The 23,019-nt window shown below is 64.9% G+C and carries 16 protein-coding genes; 6 read left to right on the forward strand and 10 right to left on the reverse strand.

What is annotated here, in order from left to right; translation table 11 throughout:
• The first annotated feature begins 13 nt into the window (after positions 1–13).
• Positions 14–3,196 carry an efflux RND transporter permease subunit gene (locus IB259_RS02635; protein WP_054456637.1) on the forward strand — a complete coding sequence of 1,061 codons (3,183 nt, stop codon included), beginning with the start codon at positions 14–16 and terminating at the stop codon, positions 3,194–3,196.
• Positions 3,193–4,662 carry an AdeC/AdeK/OprM family multidrug efflux complex outer membrane factor gene (gene adeC / locus IB259_RS02640; protein WP_054456638.1) on the forward strand — a complete coding sequence of 490 codons (1,470 nt, stop codon included), beginning with the start codon at positions 3,193–3,195 and terminating at the stop codon, positions 4,660–4,662. Before IB259_RS02635 ends, adeC begins: the two co-directional genes overlap by 4 nt.
• A 67-nt stretch (positions 4,663–4,729) precedes the next feature.
• Here adeC and IB259_RS02645 read toward each other — a convergent pair whose 3' ends face one another.
• Together IB259_RS02645 and IB259_RS02650 are read right to left on the reverse strand one after the other, a co-directional pair.
• The gene (locus IB259_RS02645) at positions 4,730–4,981 is read right to left on the reverse strand and encodes a GlsB/YeaQ/YmgE family stress response membrane protein (RefSeq protein WP_013393352.1); all 252 of its coding nucleotides are present in this window, start codon (positions 4,979–4,981) and stop codon (positions 4,730–4,732) included.
• 122 nt (positions 4,982–5,103) lie between these two features.
• A complete protein-coding gene (locus tag IB259_RS02650; protein ID WP_119449524.1) occupies positions 5,104–5,718 on the reverse strand; it encodes an SCO family protein in 615 nt (204 codons plus the stop codon).
• 248 nt (positions 5,719–5,966) lie between these two features.
• Here IB259_RS02650 and IB259_RS02655 point away from each other — a divergent pair, with 248 nt between their 5' ends.
• On the forward strand, positions 5,967–6,719 hold the full coding sequence (locus tag IB259_RS02655; RefSeq protein WP_192327416.1) for a bifunctional 2-polyprenyl-6-hydroxyphenol methylase/3-demethylubiquinol 3-O-methyltransferase UbiG: 753 nt from the start codon (positions 5,967–5,969) through the stop codon (positions 6,717–6,719).
• A gap of 50 nt (positions 6,720–6,769) precedes the next feature.
• Here the strand turns inward: IB259_RS02655 and IB259_RS02660 are convergent, their stop codons facing one another.
• From IB259_RS02660 to IB259_RS02675, 4 genes are all read right to left on the reverse strand, one after another.
• Complete coding sequence (locus tag IB259_RS02660; protein WP_192327419.1) at positions 6,770–8,836, reverse strand: M3 family metallopeptidase; 2,067 nt, start codon at positions 8,834–8,836, stop codon at positions 6,770–6,772.
• Positions 8,837–8,978: 142 nt separating this feature from the next.
• Entirely contained in the window at positions 8,979–9,830 is an 852-nt protein-coding gene (gene folD / locus IB259_RS02665) for a bifunctional methylenetetrahydrofolate dehydrogenase/methenyltetrahydrofolate cyclohydrolase FolD (RefSeq protein ID WP_042793255.1), read from the reverse strand.
• A complete protein-coding gene (locus IB259_RS02670) occupies positions 9,827–10,453 on the reverse strand; it encodes a response regulator transcription factor (protein WP_054456641.1) in 627 nt (208 codons plus the stop codon). The genes folD and IB259_RS02670 overlap by 4 nt, the downstream gene beginning before the upstream one ends.
• Positions 10,450–12,204, reverse strand: coding sequence for a PAS domain S-box protein (locus tag IB259_RS02675; protein WP_013393358.1), 1,755 nt, complete (start codon positions 12,202–12,204; stop codon positions 10,450–10,452). The genes IB259_RS02670 and IB259_RS02675 overlap by 4 nt, the downstream gene beginning before the upstream one ends.
• Positions 12,205–12,554: 350 nt before the next feature.
• On the opposite strand from IB259_RS02675, the gene aceE reads away from it, so the two are divergent.
• The 3 genes from aceE to lpdA are packed head-to-tail and all read left to right on the forward strand — an operon-like array spanning position 12,555 to position 18,722.
• Positions 12,555–15,263: a pyruvate dehydrogenase (acetyl-transferring), homodimeric type gene (gene aceE, locus IB259_RS02680; protein ID WP_054456642.1), complete on the forward strand. Its 2,709-nt coding sequence runs from the start codon at positions 12,555–12,557 to the stop codon at positions 15,261–15,263.
• 12 nt (positions 15,264–15,275) lie between these two features.
• Positions 15,276–16,937 (forward strand): dihydrolipoyllysine-residue acetyltransferase, encoded by a 1,662-nt coding sequence (gene aceF, locus IB259_RS02685; protein WP_192327422.1) that lies wholly within the window; start codon positions 15,276–15,278, stop codon positions 16,935–16,937.
• Between the two features lie 12 nt (positions 16,938–16,949).
• On the forward strand, positions 16,950–18,722 hold the full coding sequence (gene lpdA, locus IB259_RS02690) for a dihydrolipoyl dehydrogenase (RefSeq protein ID WP_192327425.1): 1,773 nt from the start codon (positions 16,950–16,952) through the stop codon (positions 18,720–18,722).
• A gap of 93 nt (positions 18,723–18,815) precedes the next feature.
• Here the strand turns inward: lpdA and IB259_RS02695 are convergent, their stop codons facing one another.
• The 4 genes from IB259_RS02695 to IB259_RS02710 form a co-directional block, all read right to left on the reverse strand.
• Positions 18,816–19,010, reverse strand: a complete 195-nt coding sequence (locus tag IB259_RS02695; RefSeq protein ID WP_192327428.1) for a YjfB family protein — start codon at positions 19,008–19,010, stop codon at positions 18,816–18,818.
• A gap of 92 nt (positions 19,011–19,102) precedes the next feature.
• Positions 19,103–19,957, reverse strand: coding sequence for a hypothetical protein (locus IB259_RS02700; protein WP_192327431.1), 855 nt, complete (start codon positions 19,955–19,957; stop codon positions 19,103–19,105).
• A gap of 336 nt (positions 19,958–20,293) precedes the next feature.
• Positions 20,294–21,547: a FliC/FljB family flagellin gene (locus IB259_RS02705; RefSeq protein WP_192327434.1), complete on the reverse strand. Its 1,254-nt coding sequence runs from the start codon at positions 21,545–21,547 to the stop codon at positions 20,294–20,296.
• Positions 21,548–21,971: 424 nt separating this feature from the next.
• A complete protein-coding gene (locus tag IB259_RS02710) occupies positions 21,972–22,727 on the reverse strand; it encodes an RNA polymerase sigma factor FliA (protein ID WP_054456655.1) in 756 nt (251 codons plus the stop codon).
• Positions 22,728–23,019: the final 292 nt, after the last annotated feature.

A 23,019-nucleotide genomic window follows, 5' to 3' on the forward strand; every position in this document is an offset into this window, starting at 1 on the left:
TCAGGAGCCTTGCATGGCAAAGTTTTTTATCGATAGACCGGTCTTCGCATGGGTGATCGCGATCGTGCTGATGATGGCCGGCGCGCTGTCCATCCTGAAGCTGCCGGTTTCCCAATACCCCAACATCGCGCCGCCAGCCATCGGCATCGCGGTGACCTACCCGGGCGCGTCCGCGCAGACCGTGCAGGACACCGTGGTGCAGGTGATCGAGCAGCAGATGAACGGCCTGGACGGCCTGCAGTACATCTCCTCGGAAAGCAACTCCGACGGCAGCATGTCCATCACCCTGACCTTCACGCAGGGCACCAACCCTGATACCGCGCAGGTCCAGGTGCAGAACAAACTGTCGCTGGCGCAGCCGCTCTTGCCGCAGGAAGTGCAGCAGCAGGGCATCCGCGTCACCAAGGCCACCAAGAACTTCCTGATCGTGGCGGGCTTCGTGTCCACCGACGGCTCGATGACCAAGGACGACCTGGCCGACTACGTCGCCTCGTATGTCCAGGATCCCATCAGCCGCACGCAGGGCGTGGGCGACTTCCAGCTGTTCGGCTCGCAGTACGCGATGCGCATCTGGCTGGATCCCGCCAAGCTCGTCAACTACGGCTTGACCACGGTCGACGTCGTGGCGGCGATCAAGGAACAGAACGTGCAGGTGTCGTCCGGCCAGCTGGGCGGCTTGCCGTCCGTGCGCGGCCAGCAACTGAACGCGACCATCATCGGGCCTTCGCGCCTGGAAAAGGCGGAAGACTTCGGCCGCATCCTGCTCAAGGTCAACGCCGACGGTTCGCAAGTGCGCCTGGGCGACGTGTCCAGCATCGAGCTGGGCGGCCAGACCTACGCCATCGACAGCTTCTACAACGGCAAGCCGGCCTCGGGCCTGGCGGTCAAGCTGGCGCCGGGCGCCAACGCGCTGGATACGGCCCAGGCGGTGCGCGACACCATCAACAACCTGAAGCCTTACTTCCCGCCGGGCATGGACGTCGTCTATCCGTACGACACCACGCCGTTCGTCAGCCTGTCGATCCATGAGGTGTTCAAGACGCTGATCGAGGCCATCATCCTGGTCTTCCTGGTGATGTACCTGTTCCTGCAGAACTTCCGCGCCACCATCATCCCGACGCTGGCAGTGCCGGTGGTGCTGCTGGGCACGTTCGGCGTGCTGGCGGCGTTCGGCTACTCCATCAACACGCTGACCATGTTCGGCATGGTGCTGGCCATCGGCCTCTTGGTGGACGATGCCATCGTGGTGGTGGAAAACGTCGAGCGCGTGATGGCCGAAGAGGGCTTGTCGCCCAAGCAGGCCACCCGCAAGTCCATGTCGCAGATCACCGGCGCCCTGATCGGCATCGCCATGGTGCTGGCGGCCGTGTTCATTCCCATGGCCTTCTTCGGCGGGTCCACGGGCGTGATCTACCGCCAGTTCTCCATCACCATCGTGTCCTCCATGGTGCTGTCGGTGATCGTGGCCATCGTGTTCACGCCGGCCTTGTGCGCAACCTTGCTCAAGCCCATCCCCAAGGGCCATCATGGCTCGAAGAAGGGCTTTTTCGGCTGGTTCAACCGCACGTTCGAGCGCAGCAGCAACGGCTACGCCAATACCGTCGCGCGCGGCTTGAACCGCAGCAAGCGTCTGATGGTGATCTACCTGGCGCTGGTCCTCGCCATGGGCTGGATGTTCACGCGCATTCCGACCGCGTTCCTGCCGGATGAGGACCAGGGCATTCTGTTCGCCCAGATCCAGACGCCTGCTGGCGCCACGGCGGAAGCCACCAAGGCCGTCATCGACGACGCCACCAAGTACTTGCTGAACGAGGAAAAGGACGCCGTCACCTCGGTGTTCGCGGTCAATGGCTTCAACTTCGGCGGCCGCGGCCAGAACGCGTCCATCCTGTTCATCAAGCTGCGCGACTGGGAAGAACGCGGCGACGCCCGCCTGAAGGCCGGCGCCGTGGCGGCACGGGCCAACGCGCACTTCCGCAAGACCGAGCGCCGCGGGCAATTGTTCGTGGTGCCGCCGCCGTCCGTGATGGAACTGGGCAACGTCACCGGTTTCGACTTCCAGTTGATGGACCGCGCAGGCGTGGGCCACGAGAAGCTGCTTGCCGCGCGCAACCAGTTGCTGGGCGAAGCCGCCAAGAGTCCGGTCCTGCAGGGCGTGCGCCCCAACGGCATCGAAGACGCGCCGCAGTACCAGCTGGACATCGACCGCGAGAAGGCGCGCGCCCTGGGCGTGGCGGTCTCGGACATCAACAGCACGCTGGCCACGGCCTGGGGTTCGTCGTACGTCAACGACTTCATCGACCGCGGCCGCGTGAAGAAGGTGTTCGCGCAGGGCGAGGCGTCGTCGCGCATGCTGCCGGAAGACCTGGACAAATGGTACGTGCGCAACAAGGCGGGCGACATGGTGCCGTTCTCGGCGTTCGCCAAGGCCACCTGGAGCTACGGTCCGCAAAAGCTGAACCGCTACAACGGCGTGCCGTCGTACAACATCCAGGGCCAGGCGGCGCCGGGCTACAGCTCGGGCGCGGCGATGGAAGAAATGGAACGCCTGGCGGGCAAGCTGCCGGTGGGCGTGGGCTTTGAATGGACCGGCCTGTCGTTCGAAGAACGCCTGTCCGGCGCCCAGGCGCCCGCGCTATACGCGATTTCGTTGATCGTGGTGTTCCTGTGCCTGGCGGCGCTGTACGAAAGCTGGACCATCCCGTCGGCGGTGATGCTGGTGGTGCCGTTGGGCATCATCGGGGCCTTGCTCGCCACCATGCTGCGGGGCCTGTCCAACGACGTGTACTTCCAGGTGGGCCTGCTCACAACCATCGGCCTGGCGGCCAAGAACGCGATCCTGATCGTGGAGTTCGCCAAAGAGCACTACGAGCAGGGCGCCAGCCTGACGGAATCGGCCATCCACGCCGCGCGGCAGCGCCTGCGTCCCATCCTGATGACGTCGCTGGCGTTCATCCTGGGCGTGACGCCGCTGGCGATCTCGTCGGGGGCGGGTTCGGGCAGCCAGAACGCCATCGGCACGGGCGTGATCGGCGGCATGCTGACCGGCACCTTCCTGGCCATCTTCTTTGTTCCGGCCTTCTTCGTGATCATGCTGCGCGTCTTCAAGGTCAAGCGCATGAGCGAAAACGTCGACGAGCACGACACCAGCGCCAATGGCACGCAGGGCGTCTCGACGGAGGGCCAACCGCAATGACATTCCCGATGAGAACCTTGCTGTCTGTTTCCCTGGCGGCGGCCCTGGCGGGCTGCTCGCTGGCCCCCACCTACGAACGGCCGGACGCGCCGGTCGACGCGGCCTATCCCACGGGTCCGTCCTACCAGGCGGCCCAGCCGGCCGACGCGGGCGGCCTGATGACGGCCGACATCGGCTGGCGCGATTTCTTCGGCTCGGACCCGCTGCTGCAACAGCTGATCGAGCAGTCGCTGGCCAACAACCGCGACCTGCGCGTGGCGGCCCTGAACGTCGAGGCGGCGCGCGCCCAGTACCGCATCCAGCGCGCCGACCTGATGCCCAGCATCGGCATCGCCGGCCAGGAAACGGCCCAGCGTTCGCCGGCCGATCTGTCGCCCAGCGGCCGCGCCACCACCAGCCACAGCTACCAGGTCGGCGCCGCCATGTCGGCCTGGGAGCTGGATCTGTTCGGCCGCATCCGCAGCCTGAGCGACAAAGCGCTGGAATCCTATCTGGCGCTGGACGAAACCCGCACGGCGACCCAGCTGACGCTGATCGCCGAAGTGGCCAACGCCTACCTGACCCTGCGCGCCGACCAGGAACTCGTCGGCCTGACGCGCGACACGCTCAAGAGCCAGCAGGATTCCTTCAAGCTCACGCAGCAGAGCTACGACCAGGGCTTGTCCACGGCGCTGGACCTGAGCCAGGCGGAAGTGTCGCTGCGCACCGCCGAGCGCAACCTGTCGCAATACACGCGCCAGGCCGCGCAGGACCGCAATGCGCTGGTCCTGCTGGTGGGCCAGCCGCTGTCGCCCGAGCTGACGGCGGCGCTGGATAACGCGGTCAAGCTAGACGATGCCATGCTGCCGACCACCTTGCCCGCCGGTCTGCCGTCGGACCTGCTGGCCCGCCGCCCGGACATCCGCGCGGCCGAGCACCAATTGAAGGGCGCCAACGCCAATATCGGCGCGGCGCGCGCCGCCTTCTTCCCGACCATCAGCCTGACGGGCTCGGCCGGTACCGCCAGCGCCAGCCTGGGCGGGCTGTTCGAAGGCGGCTCGGGCGCCTGGAGCTTCGTGCCCCAGATCACCGTGCCGATCTTCGCGGGCGGCTCGCTGCTTGCCGGCCTGGATCTGGCCAAGGTGCAGAAGAACATCCAGGTCGCGCAGTACGAGAAGTCGATCCAGACGGGTTTCCGCGAAGTGGCGGACGCCCTGGCCGGGCGCGGCACCCTGGACGAGCAGATCCAGGCGCAGCGGCTCCTGGTGGCCGCCAACCAGCGCGCCTACGACGCCTCGGATCAGCGTTTCCGCCAAGGCATCGACGACTACCTGAGCGTGCTGGATTCGCAGCGCTCCCTGTACAGCGCGCAGCAGGCCCTGGTGGACACGCGCCGGGCCAGGCTGTCCAACCTGGTTACGCTGTACAAGGTGCTGGGCGGCGGCTGGACCGAACGCACGGTGACCGCGCAGGCCCAGCAGCAATAAGGGCAGACGGAAAAAAAACGGGCCGATCGAAAGATCGGCCCGTTTTCATTTCAGGTCCAGCAGAACGTCAGGCGCGTTTCTTGGCGATCAGGCCCACCACGAACAGCACGACGATCGCGCCGACGACCGATCCGATCCACCCGGCGGGTTCGCCCGGCGCGTACCAGCCTAGCGATTGGCCCAGGAATCCGGCGACGACCGAACCGACGATACCCAGGATGGTGGTCATGATGATCCCCATGTTCTGGTCTCCGGGCATGATGGCGCGGGCGATCAGGCCCACGACGAACCCGACGATGATCATGATGATTATGCTCATGCGCGTACTCCTTGCTGGAAGTAAAAGGGGGCAGTGTGGCTAGATGATACTCACGCCCCGCGCGTAGCGGCTGTAACAACTGGTGTATGGGGCGCACGGGCAACATTGCGCCCCGCCGGCGCTCAGGAAGTCAGGTCGATCAACTGGCGCACGTCCTTGGTCATGGCCTCGATGCTGTCCGTGTCCGATGCCAGCAAGCGGGCCTTGCCGTCCTTGTCGAATATATACACGCCGCGGCTGTGCGTGACCTCGTACATATTGGCGTCGTCGCCCGGGCGCGGCTTCTCTATCTGGTAGGCCACGCGATAGCGGCGCGCCAGGTCGGCAATCTGCTTTTCATCGCCGGTCACGCCGATGGCGTTGTTGTTGAAGGCATTGACGTAGGCCTGCAGGATGTCCGGCGTGTCGCGGTGCGGGTCCACGCTGACGAACAGGATCCGTACATCGCGGGCCTTGTCGCCCAGGTTCTGCAGCACGGCCGTCAACTGCGCCATGGTGGTCGGGCAGATGTCGGGGCAACTGGCATAGCCGAAGAACAGCAGCACCGTCTTGCCTTTCAGGTCGTCGCTGCTGACCATCTTGCCGCCTGCGCCGGGCAGCGAGAACTTCAGGTCGGGCAGGTGTCCCTTCACGTTGTACAGGGTCCAATCGACGTTCCTGTCGCCGCAGGCAGCGAGAAACACGCACAGGGTCAGCAGCAGGCTGCGCAGGGCGCGGCCGGAAATGAGGTGTCGCATGAGTCCAAGGGCCGGTAGAGGGTAAACCTTTTGATTCTACCCGCAAGGCGCGGGCAGGGCAGGGTGCGGGGGGCGGGCGGACCTGGGGCCGGCTTGTCCTGGCGCAAGCCGCGGGGCCGGGACCGGCCGTCCGACTTGTAAAGCTTTGTCTGGTTATTGTTTGGAAGTGGCGAATTCGCCAGACCGGATGCCATGGCTGCCGCTACATTCAGGACCGTGTCAGATTTCAGAATCCAGAGGCGCCACATATGGACATGCCGGTCAGGAATTCCCTGGGCTACCCCTACTATCCCTACTACCCCGTCGTGCTCGAAATCCTGCGCAGCCGCCTGGCGGATTCGGTGCTGGACGCGCCCTGCGGCACGGGCTGGCTGGGCGACATGCTGCCCGCCGCCAGCGGCCGGCAGGTCGATATCGACGGCGTGGGCCTGTGGGAGTTTCCGCAGGCCGGCGGCTACCGCCGCGTGACGGAGCACGACCTGGAAACGCCGTTGACGGTTGCCGAACCCTATGACGCCGTGGTCTGCTGCGAGGCGATCCATCTGCTGACCAACCCCGGCGTGCTGATGCAGAGCCTTTACCGCGCGCTGCGCCCGGGCGGCACCCTGATCGTCACCACGCCCAACACCTGGTATTTCCGTTCGCGCCTGCAGTTCCTGCTGCGCGGCTTCCATTCGGGGTTCCGGCCCATGGTGGGACGGCAGCGCGGCGAGGATTACGTCACGTACTTCCCCTGGAGCTTTCCGCAGCTGCACCTGCTGTTCCAGCACTACGGTTTCAGGGACATCAGCTTGCACGATGTGGACGAGATCAAGCCCAAGCGCATGGTGGAGCATGTACTGGCCGTGCCGTCGCGCCTGTATTACGGCCGCCGGCTCAAACAGGCGCAGGACGAGGAAAGCCGCCGCTATTGGAAGCAGGCCGGTTCCGACCAGTCCGTGCATGGACGCTGGCTGGTGATGTCGGCGCGCCGGCCAGTCGACGACGCCGCCGCAACATAGCAAACGGCCCGCCAGGGCGGGCCGTCGGGTAGCGACCGGGAAGCGGACGCTCAGGCAGGCGTCATGCCGCTATGGCGCAGCAGGGCGTCGATGCGAGGCGCACGTCCGCGGAAGGCGGCGAAGGACTCGGCCGCCGGGCGCGAACCGCCTACTGCCAGCACTTCGCGCCGGAAGCGTGCGCCCGTTTCGGGATCCAGCGTGCCCAGCGCGTTGCCGGCCTGGCGGGCCGCCGCCTCTTCGAAGGCCTCATAGGCGTCGGCCGACAGCACCTCTGCCCACTTGTAGCTGTAATAGCCCGCGCCGTAGCCGCCCGCGAACAGGTGCGAGAAGGCATGCGGCAGACGGTGCCAGGCGGGCGGGAACAGCACGGCCACTTCCTGGCGCACTTCCTGCAGCAGTGCCAGCACTTCGGCAATCGACGCGCCCTGGGCGCGGTCATGCATCAGCATGTCGAACAGCGCGAACTCGATCTGGCGCACGGTCTGCATGCCGCTCTGGTAGTTGCGGGCGGCGACCAGGCGGTCGTAGAGCGCGCGCGGCAGGGGCTCGCCCGTGTCCACATGGGCGGACAGCTTCTGCACCACCGCCCATTCCCAGCAGAAGTTCTCCATGAACTGCGAGGGCAGCTCGATGGCGTCCCATTCCACGCTGGCGAAGGCCGCCGCGCCGGGCTCGTCGACTTCGGACAGCAGGGCATGCAGCGCATGGCCGGTTTCATGGAACAGCGTGATGACGTCGTCGTGCGTCAGGACGGCGGCTTTGTCGCCGTTGGGGCGCGAGAAATTGCAGGTCAGGTAGGCGATGGGCGTCTGCACCTTGCCAGCCACGACGCGGCGCGTGCGTTCGCTGTCGACCCAGGCGCCGCTTTGCTTGCCGGCGCGGGCGTACAGGTCCAGATACAGATAACCGATGAGTTCGCCCTTGGGGCTTTCCACGCGCACGCCGCGCACGTCGCCATGCCAGGACGAGACGGGCGTTTCAGCCAGGCGCACATCGAACAGGGTCTCGATGACCTCGAACAGGCCCGACAGCACGCGCGGCTCGGTGAAATACTGCTTCACCTCGTCTTCGGAATAGGCGTAGCGCGATTCGCGCAGGCGCTCGGAAGCGTAGGCCACGTCCCAGGGCTGCAGGTCGTCCAGGCCCAGTTCGCCGGTGGCGTAGGCTTTCAGTTCAGCCAGGTCGCGCTGGGCGTAGGGCTTGGCGCGCGCGGCCAGATCGCGCAGGAACACAGTGACTTCCTGCGCGTCGCGGGCCATGCGGGTCTGCAGGCGCAGCGCGGCGAAGGTGCCCAGGCCGAGCAGGCCGGCTTCCTCGGCGCGCAAGGACAGCAGCTCTTCGATGAGCGGCGAATTGTCGAATTTGCCGTCGCCGTGTTCCGACGCCACGGTGCCGTAGCCGCGGTACAGCGCCTCGCGCAGCGAGCGGTCCTGGGCGTACTGCATCACCGGCAGGTAGCACGGCATCTTCAGCGTGAGCTTCCAGCCCGGCTTGCCGTCTTCCTCGGCCGCGGCGCGGGCCGCGGCCTGTACGTCGGCCGGAATGCCGGCCAGGCGGGCTTCGTCCTCGACCAGCAGCGCCCAGGCGTCGATCGAGTCCAGCACGTTTTCAGAGAACTTCTGCGAGGCCTGGGCCTCGCGGTCGGAAATGGCGGCGTAGCGTTCGCGGTCTGCGCCTTGCAGCTCCACGCCGCTCAGGCGGAAGTCGCGCAGGGCCATTTCCACGATGCGGCGGCGCACTGGCGTCCAGGACGCGAAATCGGGGGCGGCGGCCAGGCGCTGGTACTGCTTGTACAGGCCTTCGTGCAGGCCGACCCAGGTGGAGAATTCGGTCACCAGGGGCAGTGCGGCGTTGTAGGCTTCGCGCAGTTCCGGGGTGTTGACCACGGCGTTCAGGTGGCCGGCGACCGACCAGGCGCGCCACAGGCGCTCCGAGGCCGTGTCCAGCGGCTCAACCACGGCTTCCCAGGTGGGCGCCAGCGCGGGATCGGCGGCGCGGTCCACGGCCTGGCGGGCGATGCCCAGCAGTTCCTCGACCGCCGGCACGATGTGTCCGGGCTTGACGGCCGCGTAGTCGACGAGGTCGGAGACAGGGGCGAGCAGGGGGTTCTGGGTCATGGTGTTACAGGCTGGGAAGAGGTGAGCAGCGCCACGAGGCGCCGGCAAGGGCATGAGAATCAGGTGAGGGCGATCTGCCCGAACGCAAGGGCAGATCGCAATCCCCGTCCCGCGGCCTGGCCGGCCGCGGGTACGCCGGCCGTCAGGCTGCGGCGCGTTCGGCCGCTTCGATGGTGTTGACCAGCAGCATGGCGATGGTCATGGGGCCCACGCCGCCCGGAACGGGCGTGATGGCGCCGGCCACTTCCTTGGCCGAGGCGAAGTCCACATCGCCGCACAGCTTGCCGTCGGCGCCGCGGTTGATGCCCACGTCGATGACGACCGCGCCGGGCTTGATCATCGAACCGTCGATCATGCCGGGCTTGCCGGTGGCGACCACCAGCACGTCGGCGCGGCGGGTCTGGGCCGCCAGGTCGCGCGTCTTGGAATTGCAGATGGTGATGGTGGCGCCGGCCTGCAGCAGCAGCATCGCCATGGGCTTGCCGACGATGTTGCTGGCGCCCACGATCACGGCCTCGGCGCCGCGCAGCGTCACGCCTTCCGATTCCAGCATCTTCATCACGCCATAGGGCGTGCAGGGGCGGAACAGCGGCTGGCCGGTCATGAGCAGGCCGGCGTTGCTGATATGGAAGCCGTCCACGTCCTTCTCGGCCGCGATGGCCTCGATGACCTTGTGCGAGTCCATGTGCTTGGGCAGCGGCAACTGCACCAGGATGCCGTGGATGGTCGGGTCCTGGTTCAGGATGGCGATGCGGGCCAGTAGTTCGGCCTCGGTCATGTCCGCGGGGTACTGCTCCTTGACGGAATGCAGGCCGGCCTTTTCGCAGGCGGCTACCTTGTTGCGGACGTACACCTGGGAAGCGGGGTCTTCACCCACCAGCACCACGGCCAGGCCGGGGCGCGTGCCCTTGGCGGCCAGGGCCGCAACGCGTTGGGCAGCTTCTTCGCGAATGCGCGCCGACAGGGCCGCGCCGTCGATAATCCTTGCCGTCATGCCGTCGCCTCGGGTTTGGCCAAGGCCACTTTCATCAAATCAGCTACGGTGGTCACTTCAAGTTTTTCCATGATGTTGGCGCGGTGCGCCTCTACGGTCTTGATGCTGATGCCCAGGTCGTCGGCGATCTGCTTGTTCAAGCGGCCGGCGACGATGCGCTCCAGCACCTGCTGCTCGCGCGCGGTCAGGCGCGCCAGCATGGCTTCGTGGTCTTTCTGGGCCTGGTGCTTGCTCACGCGCTGCGTGGCCTGCTCCAGCATGCGCGCCACGATCTCGCGCAAATCGGATTCATTGAACGGCTTTTCCAGGAAGTCGACCGCGCCTTTCTTCATGGTGGACACGGCCATCGGTACGTCGCCGTGGCCGGTGATGAACACGATGGGCAGCGGCGCATTTCGGGCGATCAGCTGCTCCTGCAGTTCCAGGCCGCTCATGCCGGGCATGCGCACGTCGGCGATCAGCACGCCGATCTGGCTGGCGTCGTAGTCTTCCAGGAAGGACTCGCCGCTGGCGTAGGCGCGAACGCGATAGCCATTGGCCTCCAATAGCCAGCGCAGCGAATCGCGGACCGCTTCGTCGTCGTCAACAATGAAAACCGTGCTCGACAGGTGGGGCGTGTTCATGCGTGCAACTCCTCGGACTGATCGTTCTGGGCCTGCGACTGGGGTGCAGCGCAGGGCAGGGTAAAGCGGAAAATGGTGCCACCGGCGGGATTGGGATCCGCCCACAAGCGGCCGTGGTGCGATTCAATAATGGTACGGCAGATGTTCAGCCCCATGCCCAGGCCCTGGGTCTTGGTGCTGAAGAAGGGTTCGAACAGGCGTTCGGGTTCGGCCAGGCCGTGGCCGCGATCGACCACCGCGACCTCGATGTGCTGTTCATGCAGGATCACGGCGACCTTGAGTTCGTCGGATTCGCTTTTTTCCATGGCCTCCAGCCCGTTCTTCAGCAGGTTCAACAGCACCTGCTCGATCAGGATGGGGTCGGCCAGCACGTCCGGCGCGTTGGACGGCACGAAGCGGTCGATGCGGATACGGCGCTTGCGGGCGTCGATCTCGGCGAAACCGATGGCATTGTCCACGATCCGGCTGATGGCCACGCGCTGGCGGCGGGGCTCGCTGCGCTTCACGAATTCGCGGATGCGGCTGATGATCTTGCCGGCGCGCTCGGCTTGCGAGGCGGCCTTTTCCAGGGCCGGCAGCAGCATGTTGGGGCTGGTGTGGCCGGCCTTGACCAGGGCGACGGCGCCCATGCTGTAGTTGGCGATGGCGGTCAGCGGCTGGTTCAGTTCATGCGCCAGCGAAGACGCCATTTCGCCCATGGTGGTCAGGCGGCTGGTGAGCTGGATCTTTTCCTGCTGCACACGCGAGGCTTCCTCGTGCACGCGGCGCTCGGTGATGTCGCGCGCCACCTGCATGCGCACGCGGCGGCCGTCTGTCCAGGCCAGCATGCGGTGGTGCACTTCGAACCAGCGCTGCACCGAGGGCGCGAAGACTTCCACGGATTCGTCGGTGAAGCGGCCGCGGCGGCCGGCCAGCAGCTCGTCGTGGCCGCCGGTCTGGGCGCCGAACACGCGGCGGTAGGTGCGGTTGGCGAACAGCAGTTCCAGGCCGTCGTGGGTGTCGGCGGTGACCGAGATGGCGTCGTCCAGGCCTTCCAGCACCGTCATGAAGCGCTCGTGCGCGGCGGTCAGGGCCTCGCGGATGCGCTTGGGCTCGGTGATGTCGGTCATGGAGGTCATCCAGCCGATCTGATTGCCGTTGGGGTCCAGTAGCGGGGACACATACATGCGCGCCGTGAATCGCGATCCGTCGCGGCGCTGCGCCTCGACCTCCAGGCCGCTGCTGGGCGTCTTGCCGGACATCAGCACGTCCAGGGTGTGCTGATGCTGTTCATGGCGGCCCGGCACCCAATAAGGGAAGGGCGGGCTGCGGCCGATCAGGTCAGCCTCGTTCCAGCCGATCATGCGGCAGAAGGCCGGGTTCACGTAGGCGATGCGGCCTTCCATGTCCAGCACGCGCATGCCGGTGGACATGGAGTTCTCCATGGCGCGGCGGAATCCGGTTTCGGCGATCAGGGCGGCTTCGGCCGCCGAACGGAAACGGGTATAGCGCCACAGCATCAGCAGGCTGATGACGATCACACAGGACAGGGCCAGCACTACCCAGATCAGGCGCTGCTGGCGCATTTCCTGGTCGATGGTGACAAACATGACACTGTCGTCATGGATGCGCTGCAGCCAGAAAAACACCGCCATCACACAGATATAGAGGATCAGCACCATTGCTGGCGTGACCCAGTACACCCCGCGTCGGCGAGTGCGGGCGTGATCGTGGAACGGCGTAGGAATATTGGACTTGGGCGCGCTGGACATGGAATTCGGGCCGGATAGACCGCGCATTTTAGTGCGTGTTGGCAGGGATTTGCCGGGAATCGACTCGTCCTTTTGGAGTACCTAAGTAAAAGTATGACGCCAAAGCGTTCAGCTGGCTTTAAATTTTCCGCATTATGAAATGCCGTACCGCAACATGAAATTTTTCTTGCGACCGGTTAATCTTCTTTCTTAGAATGCCGGCTGATAGGGAACCGACCCAGTAGCAGGTCTCTAGAACAACCCGACCCCATGCCTTGCATGGTAGCCCGGATGATCCCGGCTACCATGCAATGTCCGCGAGTAGATAAGTAAGCGGGTGCGGTCACGAACATTCCAACAGGAGACACACGATGTCCTCTTACGCCCAGGCTGGCGCCGTACAGGCTGCCAACGACGAAGACACCCTTGAAACCCAGGAGTGGCTCGAAGCCCTGGCGGCTGTCCTTGATCGTGAAGGACCGCAGCGCGCCCACTATCTGCTCGAACGCCTGATCGACGAAGCCCGCCGTTCCGGCGCGCATATCCCGTTCTCGCCCAACACCGCCTACGTCAACACGATTCCCCCCGGCCTGGAGCCGGCGCACCCGGGCAACCTGGAGCTGGAATCGCGCATCCGTTCGTACGTGCGCTGGAACGCCATGGCCATGGTGGTCAAGGCCAACAAGCACAATCCGCCGGACGGCGGCGACCTGGGCGGCCACATCGCCTCCTTCGCCTCGCTGGCCACCATGATCGGCTGCGGCCAGAACCATTTCTGGCACGCCGAAGACGAAAACCACGGCGGCGACCTGGTCTACTTCCAGGGCCACACCTCCCCCGGCATGTACGGCCGCGCCTACCTCGAAGGCCGCCTGACCGAAGACCAGCTGAACCACTTCCGCCAGGAAGTGGACGGCAAGGGCCTGTCCTCGTACCCGCATCCCAAGCTGATGCCGGACTTCTGGCAGTTCCCGACGGTGTCGATGGGCCTGGGCCCGCTGATGGCCATCTACCAGGCCCGCTTCCTGAAGTACCTGCACGCCCGCGGCATCGCCGACACCAGCAAGCGCAAGGTCTGGGTGTTCTGCGGCGACGGCGAAATGGACGAACCCGAATCCCTGGGCGCCATCGCCTTGGCTGCCCGCGAAAAGCTGGACAACCTGATCTTCGTCATCAACTGCAACCTGCAGCGCCTGGACGGTCCGGTGCGCGGCAACGGCAAGATCATCCAGGAACTCGAAGGCGACTTCCGCGGCTCGGGCTGGAACGTGATCAAGCTGATCTGGGGTGGCTACTGGGATCCGCTGCTTGCGCACGACAAGGAAGGCATCCTGCGCAAGATCATGGAAGACACCGTCGACGGCGAGTACCAGGCGTACAAGGCCAACGACGGCAAGTTCGTGCGCGAACACTTCTTCGGCAAGCATCCGAAGCTGCTGGAAGCCGTGTCGCGCATGAGCGACGAAGACATCTGGCGCCTGAACCGCGGCGGCCATGACCCGCACAAGGTGTACGCCGCGTTCAACGCCGCCGCCACCCACGAGGGCCAGCCCACCGTCATCCTGGCCAAGACCATCAAGGGCTACGGCATGGGCCACGTCGGCCAGGCCAAGAACCCCACCCACCAGCAGAAGAAGCTGGAGCTGGACTCGATCCGCGAATTCCGCGACCGTTTCGGCATCCCCATCCCGGACGACCAGCTGGCCGACCTGCCGTACTTCAAGCCGGCCGAAGACTCGCCCGAAATGAAGTACCTGCACGAGCGCCGCGCCGCGCTGGGCGGCTACCTGCCCCGCCGCCGCGCCAAGGCCGACGAGCAACTCAAGGCCCCGGCGCTGGACGCCTTCAAGGCCGTGCTGGAACCCACCGCCGAAGGCCGTGAAATCTCCACCACCCAAGCCTTCGTGCGCATCCTGAACCAGGTGCTGCGCGACAAGGAGCTGGGTCCGCGCGTCGTGCCGATCCTGGCCGACGAATCGCGCACCTTTGGCATGGAAGGCCTGTTCCGCCAAATCGGCATTTATGCGCCGGAAGGCCAGAAGTACACCCCGGTCGACAAGGACCAGGTCATGTACTACAAGGAAGCGGCCGACGGCCAGCTCCTGCAGGAAGGCATCAACGAAGCGGGCGCGATGAGCTCCTGGATTGCGGCGGCCACGTCGTACTCCTCGAACAACCGCATCATGATCCCGTTCTTCATCTACTACTCGATGTTCGGGTTCCAGCGCATCGGCGACCTGGCCTGGGCGGCCGGCGACATGCAGGCGCGCGGCTTCCTCCTGGGCGGCACCGCCGGGCGCACCACGCTCAACGGCGAAGGCCTGCAGCACGAAGACGGCCACAGCCACATCCTGGCTTCCACCATCCCGAACTGCGTCTCGTACGACCCGACCTTCGGCCACGAACTGGCCGTGATCATCCAGCATGGCCTGAAGCGCATGGTGGAAGACCAGGAAAACGTCTACTACTACCTGACGGTGATGAACGAAAACTACCCGCAGCCCGGTCTGACCCAGGGCGACGAGGAAGGCATCATCAAGGGCATGTACAAGCTCAAGTCGCACGGCAAGGGCAAGAACCGCGTGCAGCTGATGGGCTCGGGCACCATCCTGCGCGAAGTCATGGCCGCGCAAGAACTGCTGGAAGCCGACTGGGGCGTGGCTTCGGACCTCTGGAGCGTCACCAGCTTCACGGAACTGCGCCGCAACGGCCTGGACGCCGAACGCCACAACATGCTGCACCCCGACGAGAAGAAGCCGCAGGTGGCTTACGTCACGGAACAGCTGGCCAAGACGGAAGGCCCGATCATCGCGTCGACCGACTACATGAAGCTCTTCGCCGACCAGATCCGTCCGTTCGTGCCCAAGGGCCGCGAGTACAAGGTGCTGGGCACCGACGGTTTCGGCCGCTCGGATTTCCGCTCGAAGCTGCGCGAGCACTTCGAAGTGGATCGCCACTTCGTCGTCGTCGCCGCGCTGCGCGCGCTGGCCGACGAAGGCAAGGTGCCGGTCGCCAAGGTGGCCGAAGCCATCAAGAAGTACGGCATCAATCCGAACAAAGCCAACCCGCAATACGCCTGAGGGTAAAGAGACATGAGCAACATCGTGCAAATCAAGGTTCCCGACATCGGCGACTTCAAGGAAGTGGAAGTCATCGAAGTGCTGGTGGCGGTGGGCGACACGATCAAGGCTGAACAAAGCCTGATCACCGTCGAGTCCGACAAGGCCTCGATGGAGATCCCCGCGTCGCAAGGCGGCGTGGTGAAGTCGATCAGCGTGAAGGTGGGCGACAAGGTTGCCGAAGGCACGGTCGTGCTGGAAGTGGAAGCGTCGGGCGCGGGCGAGGCTGCGGCCCCCGCGGCTGCGCCGGCCAAGGAAGAGGCTCCCAAGGCCGAAGCCAAGGCTGCCGCGCAGCCGGCCGCTGCTGCCGCTGCCGCCGCACCGGCCGCCTCCAGCGGTCCGGTGAACATCGAAGTGCCCGACATCGGCGACTTCAAGGAAGTCGAAGTCATCGAAGTCATGGTCGCGGTGGGCGACACCATCAAGGCCGAGCAAAGCCTGATCACCGTCGAGTCCGACAAGGCCTCGATGGAAATCCCCGCCTCGCAAGGCGGCGTGGTCAAGGAAGTGAAGGTCAAGGTCGGCGACAAGGTTGCCAAGGGCTCGGTCGTGGTCGTGGTGGAGGGCGCCGCGCCCGCCGCCGCTGCCGCCGCAGCCCCGGCTCCGGCCGCCAAGGCAGAGGCCGCTGCCGCGCCCGCCGCCAAGGCCGAAGCGCCTGCGCCTGCCGCGCAGCGTCCGGCTCCGGCCGCCGCGCTCGAAGACGCCAACCTCAAGCCCGGCCAGCTGCCGCACGCGTCCCCCTCGGTGCGCAAGTTCGCGCGCGAACTGGGCGTCAACCTGAGCAAGGTCAAGGGCTCCGGTCCCAAGGACCGCATCACCGCCGACGACGTGCGCGGCTTCGTCAAGCAGGCGCTCGCAGCTGGTCCGGTGGCCGCTGCCGGCGGTTCGGCCGATGGCGCCGCGCTGGGCCTGTTGCCGTGGCCGAAGGTCGATTTCACCAAGTTCGGCCCGATCGAAGCCAAGCCGCTGTCGCGCATCAAGAAGATCTCCGGCGCGAACCTGCATCGCAATTGGGTCATGATCCCGCACGTCACCAACAACGACGAAGCGGACATCACCGACCTGGAAGCGCTGCGCGTCACGCTGAACAAGGAAAACGAGAAGTCGGGCATCAAGGTCACGATGCTGGCCTTCCTGATCAAGGCCGTGGTCGCGGCCCTGAAGAAGTTCCCCGAGTTCAACGCCTCGCTGGACGGCGACAACCTGGTGCTCAAGCAGTACTACCACATCGGCTTCGCCGCCGACACGCCCAACGGGCTGGTGGTGCCGGTGATCCGCGATGCCGACAAGAAGGGCATTCTGCAGATCGCCCAGGAAATGACCGACCTGTCCAAGAAGGCGCGTGACGGCAAGATCTCGCCCGCCGAAATGCAGGGCGGCTGCTTCTCGATCTCGTCCCTGGGCGGCATCGGCGGCACCTCGTTCACGCCCATCATCAACGCCCCTGAAGTGGCGATCCTGGGTGTGTCGCGCTCCTCGCACAAGCCCGTGTGGGACGGCAAGCAGTTCGTGCCGCGCCTGATCGTGCCGCTGTCGCTGTCGTACGACCACCGCGTCATCGACGGCGCCGCGGCCGCGCGCTTCAATGCCTATCTGGGCGCCTTGCTGGCCGACTTCCGCCGCATCGCGCTGTAAACGGGGAGCCCCATGAGCAATACCGTTCAAATCAAAGTGCCGGACATCGGCGACTTCAAGGAAGTGGAAGTCATCGAAGTGCTGGTGGCGGTGGGCGACACGATCAAGGCTGAACAAAGCCTGATCACCGTCGAGTCCGACAAGGCCTCGATGGAAATCCCCGCGTCGCAAGGCGGCGTGGTGAAGTCCATCAACGTCAAGGTCGGCGACAAGGTTGCCGAAGGCACGGTCGTGCTGGAAGTGGAAGCAGCGACGGGTGCCGCCGCAGCCGCGCCCGCCGCCAAGGAAGCCCCCAAGGCCGCCGAGGCGCCCAAGCAGGCGGCTCCGGCTCCCGCCGCCGCGCCCGCCGCGGCCAGCTTCAAGGGCTCGGCCGACGGCGAATACGACATGCTGGTGCTGGGCGCCGGCCCCGGCGGCTACTCCGCCGCCTTCCGCGCCGCCGACCTGGGCCTGTCCGTGGTCCTGGTCGAACGCTACGACACCCTGGGCGGCGTCTGCCTGAACGTGGGCTGCATTCCGTCCAAGGCGCTGCTGCACAACGCCGCCATCATCGACGAAGCCCGCGAGCTGGCCGCCCACGGCATCAGCTTCGGCGAGCCCAAGATCGACCTGGACAAGCTGCGCGGCTACAAGGACAGCGTGGTCGCCAAGCTGACCGGCGGCCTGGCCGGCATGGCCAAGGCCCGCAAGGTCACCGTGGTGCATGGCGTGGGCGAGTTCGCCGACCCCAACCACCTGACCGTCAAGGCGGCCGACGGCAAGACCCAGACCCTGCGCTTCAAGCAGGCCATCATCGCCGCCGGCAGCCAGTCGGTGAAGCTGCCGTTCCTGCCCCAGGACGACCGCATCGTCGACTCCACCGGCGCCTTGTTGCTGCGTGAAGTCCCCAAGAAGATGCTGATCATCGGCGGCGGCATCATCGGCCTGGAAATGGGCACGGTGTACTCCACGCTGGGCGCGCGCCTGGACGTGGTGGAAATGCTGGACGGCCTGATGCAGGGCGCCGACCGCGACCTGGTCAAGGTATGGCAGAAGAAGAACGCCTACCGCTTCGACAACATCATGTTGAAGACCAAGACCGTGGGCGCGGAAGCCAAGAAGGACGGCATCTACGTCAGCTTCGAAGGCGAGGGCGCGCCCAAGGAGCCGCAACGCTACGACCTGGTGCTGCAAGCCGTGGGCCGCAGCCCCAACGGCAAGAAGATCGGCGCTGACAAGGCTGGCATCGCCGTGACCGACCGCGGCTTCATCGAAGTCGATCGCCAGATGCGCACCAACGTGCCGCACATCTACGCTATCGGCGACATCGTCGGCCAGCCCATGCTGGCGCACAAGGCCGTGCATGAAGGCCACGTCGCCGCCGAAGCCGCCGCAGGCCAGAAGTCCTTCTTCGACGCCCGCGTCATTCCGTCGGTGGCCTACACCGATCCGGAAGTGGCCTGGGTCGGCCTGACGGAAGACGAAGCCAAGAAGCAGGGCATCAAGATCGAGAAGGGCGTGTTCCCCTGGGCCGCCTCCGGTCGCGCCATCGCCAATGGCCGCGACGAGGGCTTCACCAAGCTCATCTTCGACGCGGAAACGCATCGCATTCTGGGCGGCAGCATCGTCGGCACCCATGCGGGTGACCTGATCAGCGAACTGGCCCTGGCCGTGGAAATGGGCGCCGACGTCGTCGATATCGCCAAGACCATCCACCCGCACCCGACCCTGGGTGAGTCGGTGGGCATGGCCGCCGAAGTTGCAGAAGGTGTTTGCACCGACTTGCCGCCGATGAAGAAGAAGTAATGCGCAGGAGGGCGGTCATGCCGCCCGCGCAATGCAAAAGCGCCGGCCCTGGACAGGGACCGGCGCTTTTTTTGTGCGCCTGCGGCGCGGCGTTCAGGCGTGCGTATCGATGCGCGAACCCAGCGTGGCGTCCACTGCCAGCACCGGCAGCGACTGCATCAGCGTCAAGGCCGTGTCCGCTTGCGCATTGAGCGCCTTCTTCAGTACGCGGGCCTGTACTTCCTGCATGAGGTTCGCGTCCTGCAGGGCCAGGGCGGTATTGACGGTGTTGCTGATCGATGCGTCCATGCTTGGGGTGTCCTAGTGTTTGGTAGGGGGCTTAAGCCGGTATTGGATTATCGCGTGGGCCGCACCCGGATGCACGGGATTCGTGGCGGTCATCACGGCCGATTCGGGCATTCCTTGATGGTGCCCCAAGCGCGATTGGGCTCGCAGAACTGCCGGCGTGCGGCCCAGGCGCAGTCGGGGCGATCGAAGAACCCCAACGTCGCGCAACGCGCCATCTCGTTTTTCAGTTCTTCCACCCAGGCCATGGGGTCTGCGGCGGGGATCTCAGTGATCCGCAGGGTAGACCTGGGTGCAGTGTTCATCGTGTCCGCCGCTGCGGGCGGCGCCGGGGCGTGCTCGGGTTGCGCCTGCGAGGCGGGTTGCTGCTCGGCAGGGGCGGGCTGCGGCGCTGGGTTGGGCTCAGGTTGCGGTTCTGGCGAACCTGGGCCCGAATCCGAATCGGAGTCCGAATCTGGAACGGGTGTTGGCATCGCCGCCGGCGTCATTTCCGGGTGACCGAATACAGGTTCGGCGTTCGCAGGCGGTGCCGGCGTCAGAGGTATCCGTACCGGGCCGGCAGCCGTGGAGCCCGAAACTGTCGTATTCGGCGAGCTCCATGACACCACCAGCAAAACCAGCGCGCCATAGATTGCCAGCGTATACAGCACGGTCAATGTGGCATATCCCACGCGTTTACCCGTGATCGGCCGCGCGTCTTCGCGTCCTACCAGGGCGCGCCAGCGGACCAGTGCAGCGCCAGGCGCCGATATCAACCACCAGAACATCCGCCGTAGCGGACCGGGTTCCTGCGGCGCGGGCGCGGCCTGCGCCTGCGCCACCAGCAATTCGCGCAAGGCGCGGTTCTCTTCGCGCAGACGCAGGGTCTGCTCATCCATCGGCGCCTGGGCATCGGGATCCGGAATGCTGCTGTGCTGCGTAGCGAGTGGATCGGGAGGCGTCGCGGTCATGTTGTGAAAATTATTGATACAAAGCGTGCAGCCGCGAGTATGAGGCAATCGGAGGAAGTGAAAAAGGGGAATAGTCCGAAAAAATGGGGCTTGATTGGGACTGGGGTATATGCCGGTTCGGCGCCGGATCCGTATCGTTGCCGGGCTGATCCAATCTCATGGATGCGGTGAACAAATTGCGCCGGCTTGGAGCGCTAGCGACAAGTTGGGCCAAAAAGAAACAAGCCGGCGGATGCCGGCTTGTTGGTCTCGACCAGAGCGTGAGGGCCCTGGGTCGGTGCCGGGAGGGCAGGGCAAGGCCCTGCATCTACCCGACCGTCAAGCGTTGCGGCGTGATTAACGCAGCAGCGACAGAACGGTTTGCGGAACTTGGTTGGCTTGCGCCAGAACCGAGGTGCCAGCCTGTTGCAGGATCTGGGCCTTGGTCATGTTCGACACTTCCGTGGCGTAGTCGGCGTCTTGAATACGCGAACGGGCGGCGGACAGGTTGGTGATGGTGTTGTTCAGGTTGGCGATCGTCGATTCGAAACGGTTCTGAACAGCGCCGAGCTCACCGCGCAGGGAGTCAACGTCCGACAGCGCCTTGTCCAGCTTGGCCAGCGGGTTGGCGGTGGAGCCGGTGGTCATGGCGGCCACGCTAAGGTCGCTGCTGCCGAGCGTGAACGCGGCAGTGGCGGTACCCGTCGAGGTGGTCGATTGCGGGTTCACGGCGATGTAGAACGTGGAAGCCGCGCCAGATGCCAGCGCCTGGCCGTTCGAACCGACCGTGATGCCACGGCTGGCCAGGTTTTCGACTTCAGTAGCGGTCGACGGGGTGACGGTCACGGTGGCGTACCAGTTGCCGCGGCCATCGGACTTCAGGTCGGTGCCGAGCGCGATGCTGCCCGACGCGACACCCAGCTTTTGGGCGAAGTCAGCCTGAGCGCCAGTGCCGAAGCTGACCGACGAAGACGTGAATTGGGTGTCGTCGCCGAAGACTTTCTTGAATTCGGTCGCGCCCACGCTAGCGGCTGCAGCGCCGGTCGAATCCGTGATCACGCCAGTCGAGTTGACGGTCGGACCCGCAACGCTGAAGCTGCCCAGGCCCAGCGTGCCAGCGGTGATCTGCTTCAGGTCGATGCTGATGGTTTCGTTGTCGTTGGCGCCAACTTGGATCGTCAGCTTGTTGTCGGCCGACAGAACCTTCACGCCGTTGAATTGCGTTTGGGTCGACACGCGGTCGATTTCGTCCAGGCGTTGCTGGATTTCGTCCTGGATCGAGCGCAGGTCGGAATCGGAGTTGGTGCCGCTGACCGCTTGCACCGACAACTGACGGATGCGCTGCAGGTTGTTGTTGATTTCGTTCAGGGCGCCTTCGGTCGTTTGAGCGATCGAGATGCCGTCGTTGGCGTTACGGGCAGCTTGGGTCAGGCCATTGACGTTGGCGGTGAAGCGGTTGGCGATGGCTTGGCCAGCGGCGTCGTCCTTGGAGCTGTTGATGCGCAGGCCCGACGACAGGCGCTCGATGGCGCTGCCCAGCGACGATTGCGACTTGTTCAGGTTGTTTTGAGCAACCAGCGAGAGGTAGTTGGTATTGATGACTGCAGCCATGTTCAGGCTCCCAAGAGAGAAAGGCTTCTTCAAACTGGGCAGCAAGGCCGCCCACTGGTGTTAACGGGAAAGTTCGTCGACTTGGTGTCTGGGAATCTCTCCGTTGCCAGGATTACGGCAGTCCAAAATCAATCTTTAGCGCTATTTCGCGAAAGTCGACATTTTTCTTCTATCCGGCCGGCTAGGGCGGGCATCAGAGCCAAGTCCGGCGGCTACCGCTACCGCTGCTGCTGCTGCTCCCTTAATGTAAAGACATCGTTCTTTGGAAGTTTGCAGGCAACGCATGTCCCCGATGTCGCTGTATGTGGTCTCTTCAGGCATCGCCCAATGAGAAACGGACGCGAAGTGCGTCCGTTATGTTGAGAGCCTTTCGTGGCGAGGGGGATGAGTGTGCGGCAAAGGTGCCTCCCCACCCGACGTTCTTCTATATCACCTGCGCAATCTGTCCATCCTGGGGCAATTCCTGCCAAGCCTGTTCCTTCAGCTTCGCCCGTATCCGCGCCGTCGCCTGCGACCTCAGTTGGCACACCCGTGCCTCGGTCACATTCAGGATCGCGCCGATTTCCTTCAGGTTCAGTCCTTGCTCGTAGCAAAGTGACAACAGCAACTTTTCACGCTCGGGCAGGGCGTCGATCGCGTGGATCAGCGCCTGGCGGAAGTCCCCGGCCAGCAGCGAATCCAGCGGATTGCCGCCGGCCGCGCCATGGTTCAGGGTGGCCGCCCAGTCGGATTGACCGCCAGCCGAGTCAGGCTCGGTGGTGAAGTCTTCGTAATGCACGATCTGCACGCCCTGGGCGTCGTGCAACAGTGTTTGATAGTCACCCAGGGGCATGTCGAGCTGTTGCGCGATTTCTGCTTCGGTCGGCGCGCGCATCAAACGCTGTTCGAGCTGCTGGATGGCCTGCTCGATCTTGCGCGCCTTGGCGCGCACGCTGCGAGGCAGCCAATCCTGTCCGCGCAATTCGTCCAGCATCGCGCCGCGGATGCGGGTGGTGGCGTAGGTCTCGAATTGGGCGTCGGCCGTTTCCTGGTAGCGGCGCACGGCATCGAGCAGGCCGATCATGCCGGCCTGGATCAGGTCGTCGAGCTCTACGCTGGCGGGTAGCCGGGCGAGCAATTGCAGGGCCAGCTTCCGCACTAGCGGGGCATATTCGACCAGGCTGTCATCTGCGTGAGGCATTGCGGGAGTGTCGGGCGGTGTCCATCGTGGCGCGTGGTCTGTTGTTGTCAATTTGCGACATTGTCGACAAACGCGCGTCGGCGCTAAAGCTAGGTGGATTTAGTGATCTGCAAGCTGCCATTGTCGGCAAACAACACCGTTTCATTCCCCAAAGTACGCAATGTTTTGAATGCTTATTTGCCAAATTGACGTAAATTCGTCTGAAATTTATATGTCAAGGTGTATCGGAAACGGTAAGTTGCGCAACATCAACAAAGTTTTGTCATATAAGTCATAGAAAATGACATCAGCT

The organism is Achromobacter sp. ACM04 (assembly GCF_014851465.1).
Lineage (GTDB): Bacteria > Pseudomonadota > Gammaproteobacteria > Burkholderiales > Burkholderiaceae_B > Achromobacter > Achromobacter aegrifaciens.

What these genes read in the sequence shown, in the direction of transcription:
- IB259_RS02655 (WP_192327416.1), top strand. Translation starts at nt 5,967, where the DNA reads ATGGACATGCCGGTCAGGAATTCCCTGGGCTACCCCTACTATCCCTAC.
- aceE (WP_054456642.1), top strand. Translation starts at nt 12,555, where the DNA reads ATGTCCTCTTACGCCCAGGCTGGCGCCGTACAGGCTGCCAACGACGAA.
- IB259_RS02645 (WP_013393352.1), bottom strand. Translation starts at nt 4,981, where the DNA reads ATGAGCATAATCATCATGATCATCGTCGGGTTCGTCGTGGGCCTGATC.
- IB259_RS02635 (WP_054456637.1), top strand. Translation starts at nt 14, where the DNA reads ATGGCAAAGTTTTTTATCGATAGACCGGTCTTCGCATGGGTGATCGCG.
- lpdA (WP_192327425.1), top strand. Translation starts at nt 16,950, where the DNA reads ATGAGCAATACCGTTCAAATCAAAGTGCCGGACATCGGCGACTTCAAG.
- IB259_RS02660 (WP_192327419.1), bottom strand. Translation starts at nt 8,836, where the DNA reads ATGACCCAGAACCCCCTGCTCGCCCCTGTCTCCGACCTCGTCGACTAC.
- IB259_RS02700 (WP_192327431.1), bottom strand. Translation starts at nt 19,957, where the DNA reads ATGACCGCGACGCCTCCCGATCCACTCGCTACGCAGCACAGCAGCATT.
- IB259_RS02705 (WP_192327434.1), bottom strand. Translation starts at nt 21,547, where the DNA reads ATGGCTGCAGTCATCAATACCAACTACCTCTCGCTGGTTGCTCAAAAC.
- IB259_RS02670 (WP_054456641.1), bottom strand. Translation starts at nt 10,453, where the DNA reads ATGAACACGCCCCACCTGTCGAGCACGGTTTTCATTGTTGACGACGAC.
- IB259_RS02650 (WP_119449524.1), bottom strand. Translation starts at nt 5,718, where the DNA reads ATGCGACACCTCATTTCCGGCCGCGCCCTGCGCAGCCTGCTGCTGACC.
- adeC (WP_054456638.1), top strand. Translation starts at nt 3,193, where the DNA reads ATGACATTCCCGATGAGAACCTTGCTGTCTGTTTCCCTGGCGGCGGCC.
- IB259_RS02710 (WP_054456655.1), bottom strand. Translation starts at nt 22,727, where the DNA reads ATGCCTCACGCAGATGACAGCCTGGTCGAATATGCCCCGCTAGTGCGG.
- IB259_RS02695 (WP_192327428.1), bottom strand. Translation starts at nt 19,010, where the DNA reads ATGGACGCATCGATCAGCAACACCGTCAATACCGCCCTGGCCCTGCAG.
- folD (WP_042793255.1), bottom strand. Translation starts at nt 9,830, where the DNA reads ATGACGGCAAGGATTATCGACGGCGCGGCCCTGTCGGCGCGCATTCGC.
- IB259_RS02675 (WP_013393358.1), bottom strand. Translation starts at nt 12,204, where the DNA reads ATGTCCAGCGCGCCCAAGTCCAATATTCCTACGCCGTTCCACGATCAC.
- aceF (WP_192327422.1), top strand. Translation starts at nt 15,276, where the DNA reads ATGAGCAACATCGTGCAAATCAAGGTTCCCGACATCGGCGACTTCAAG.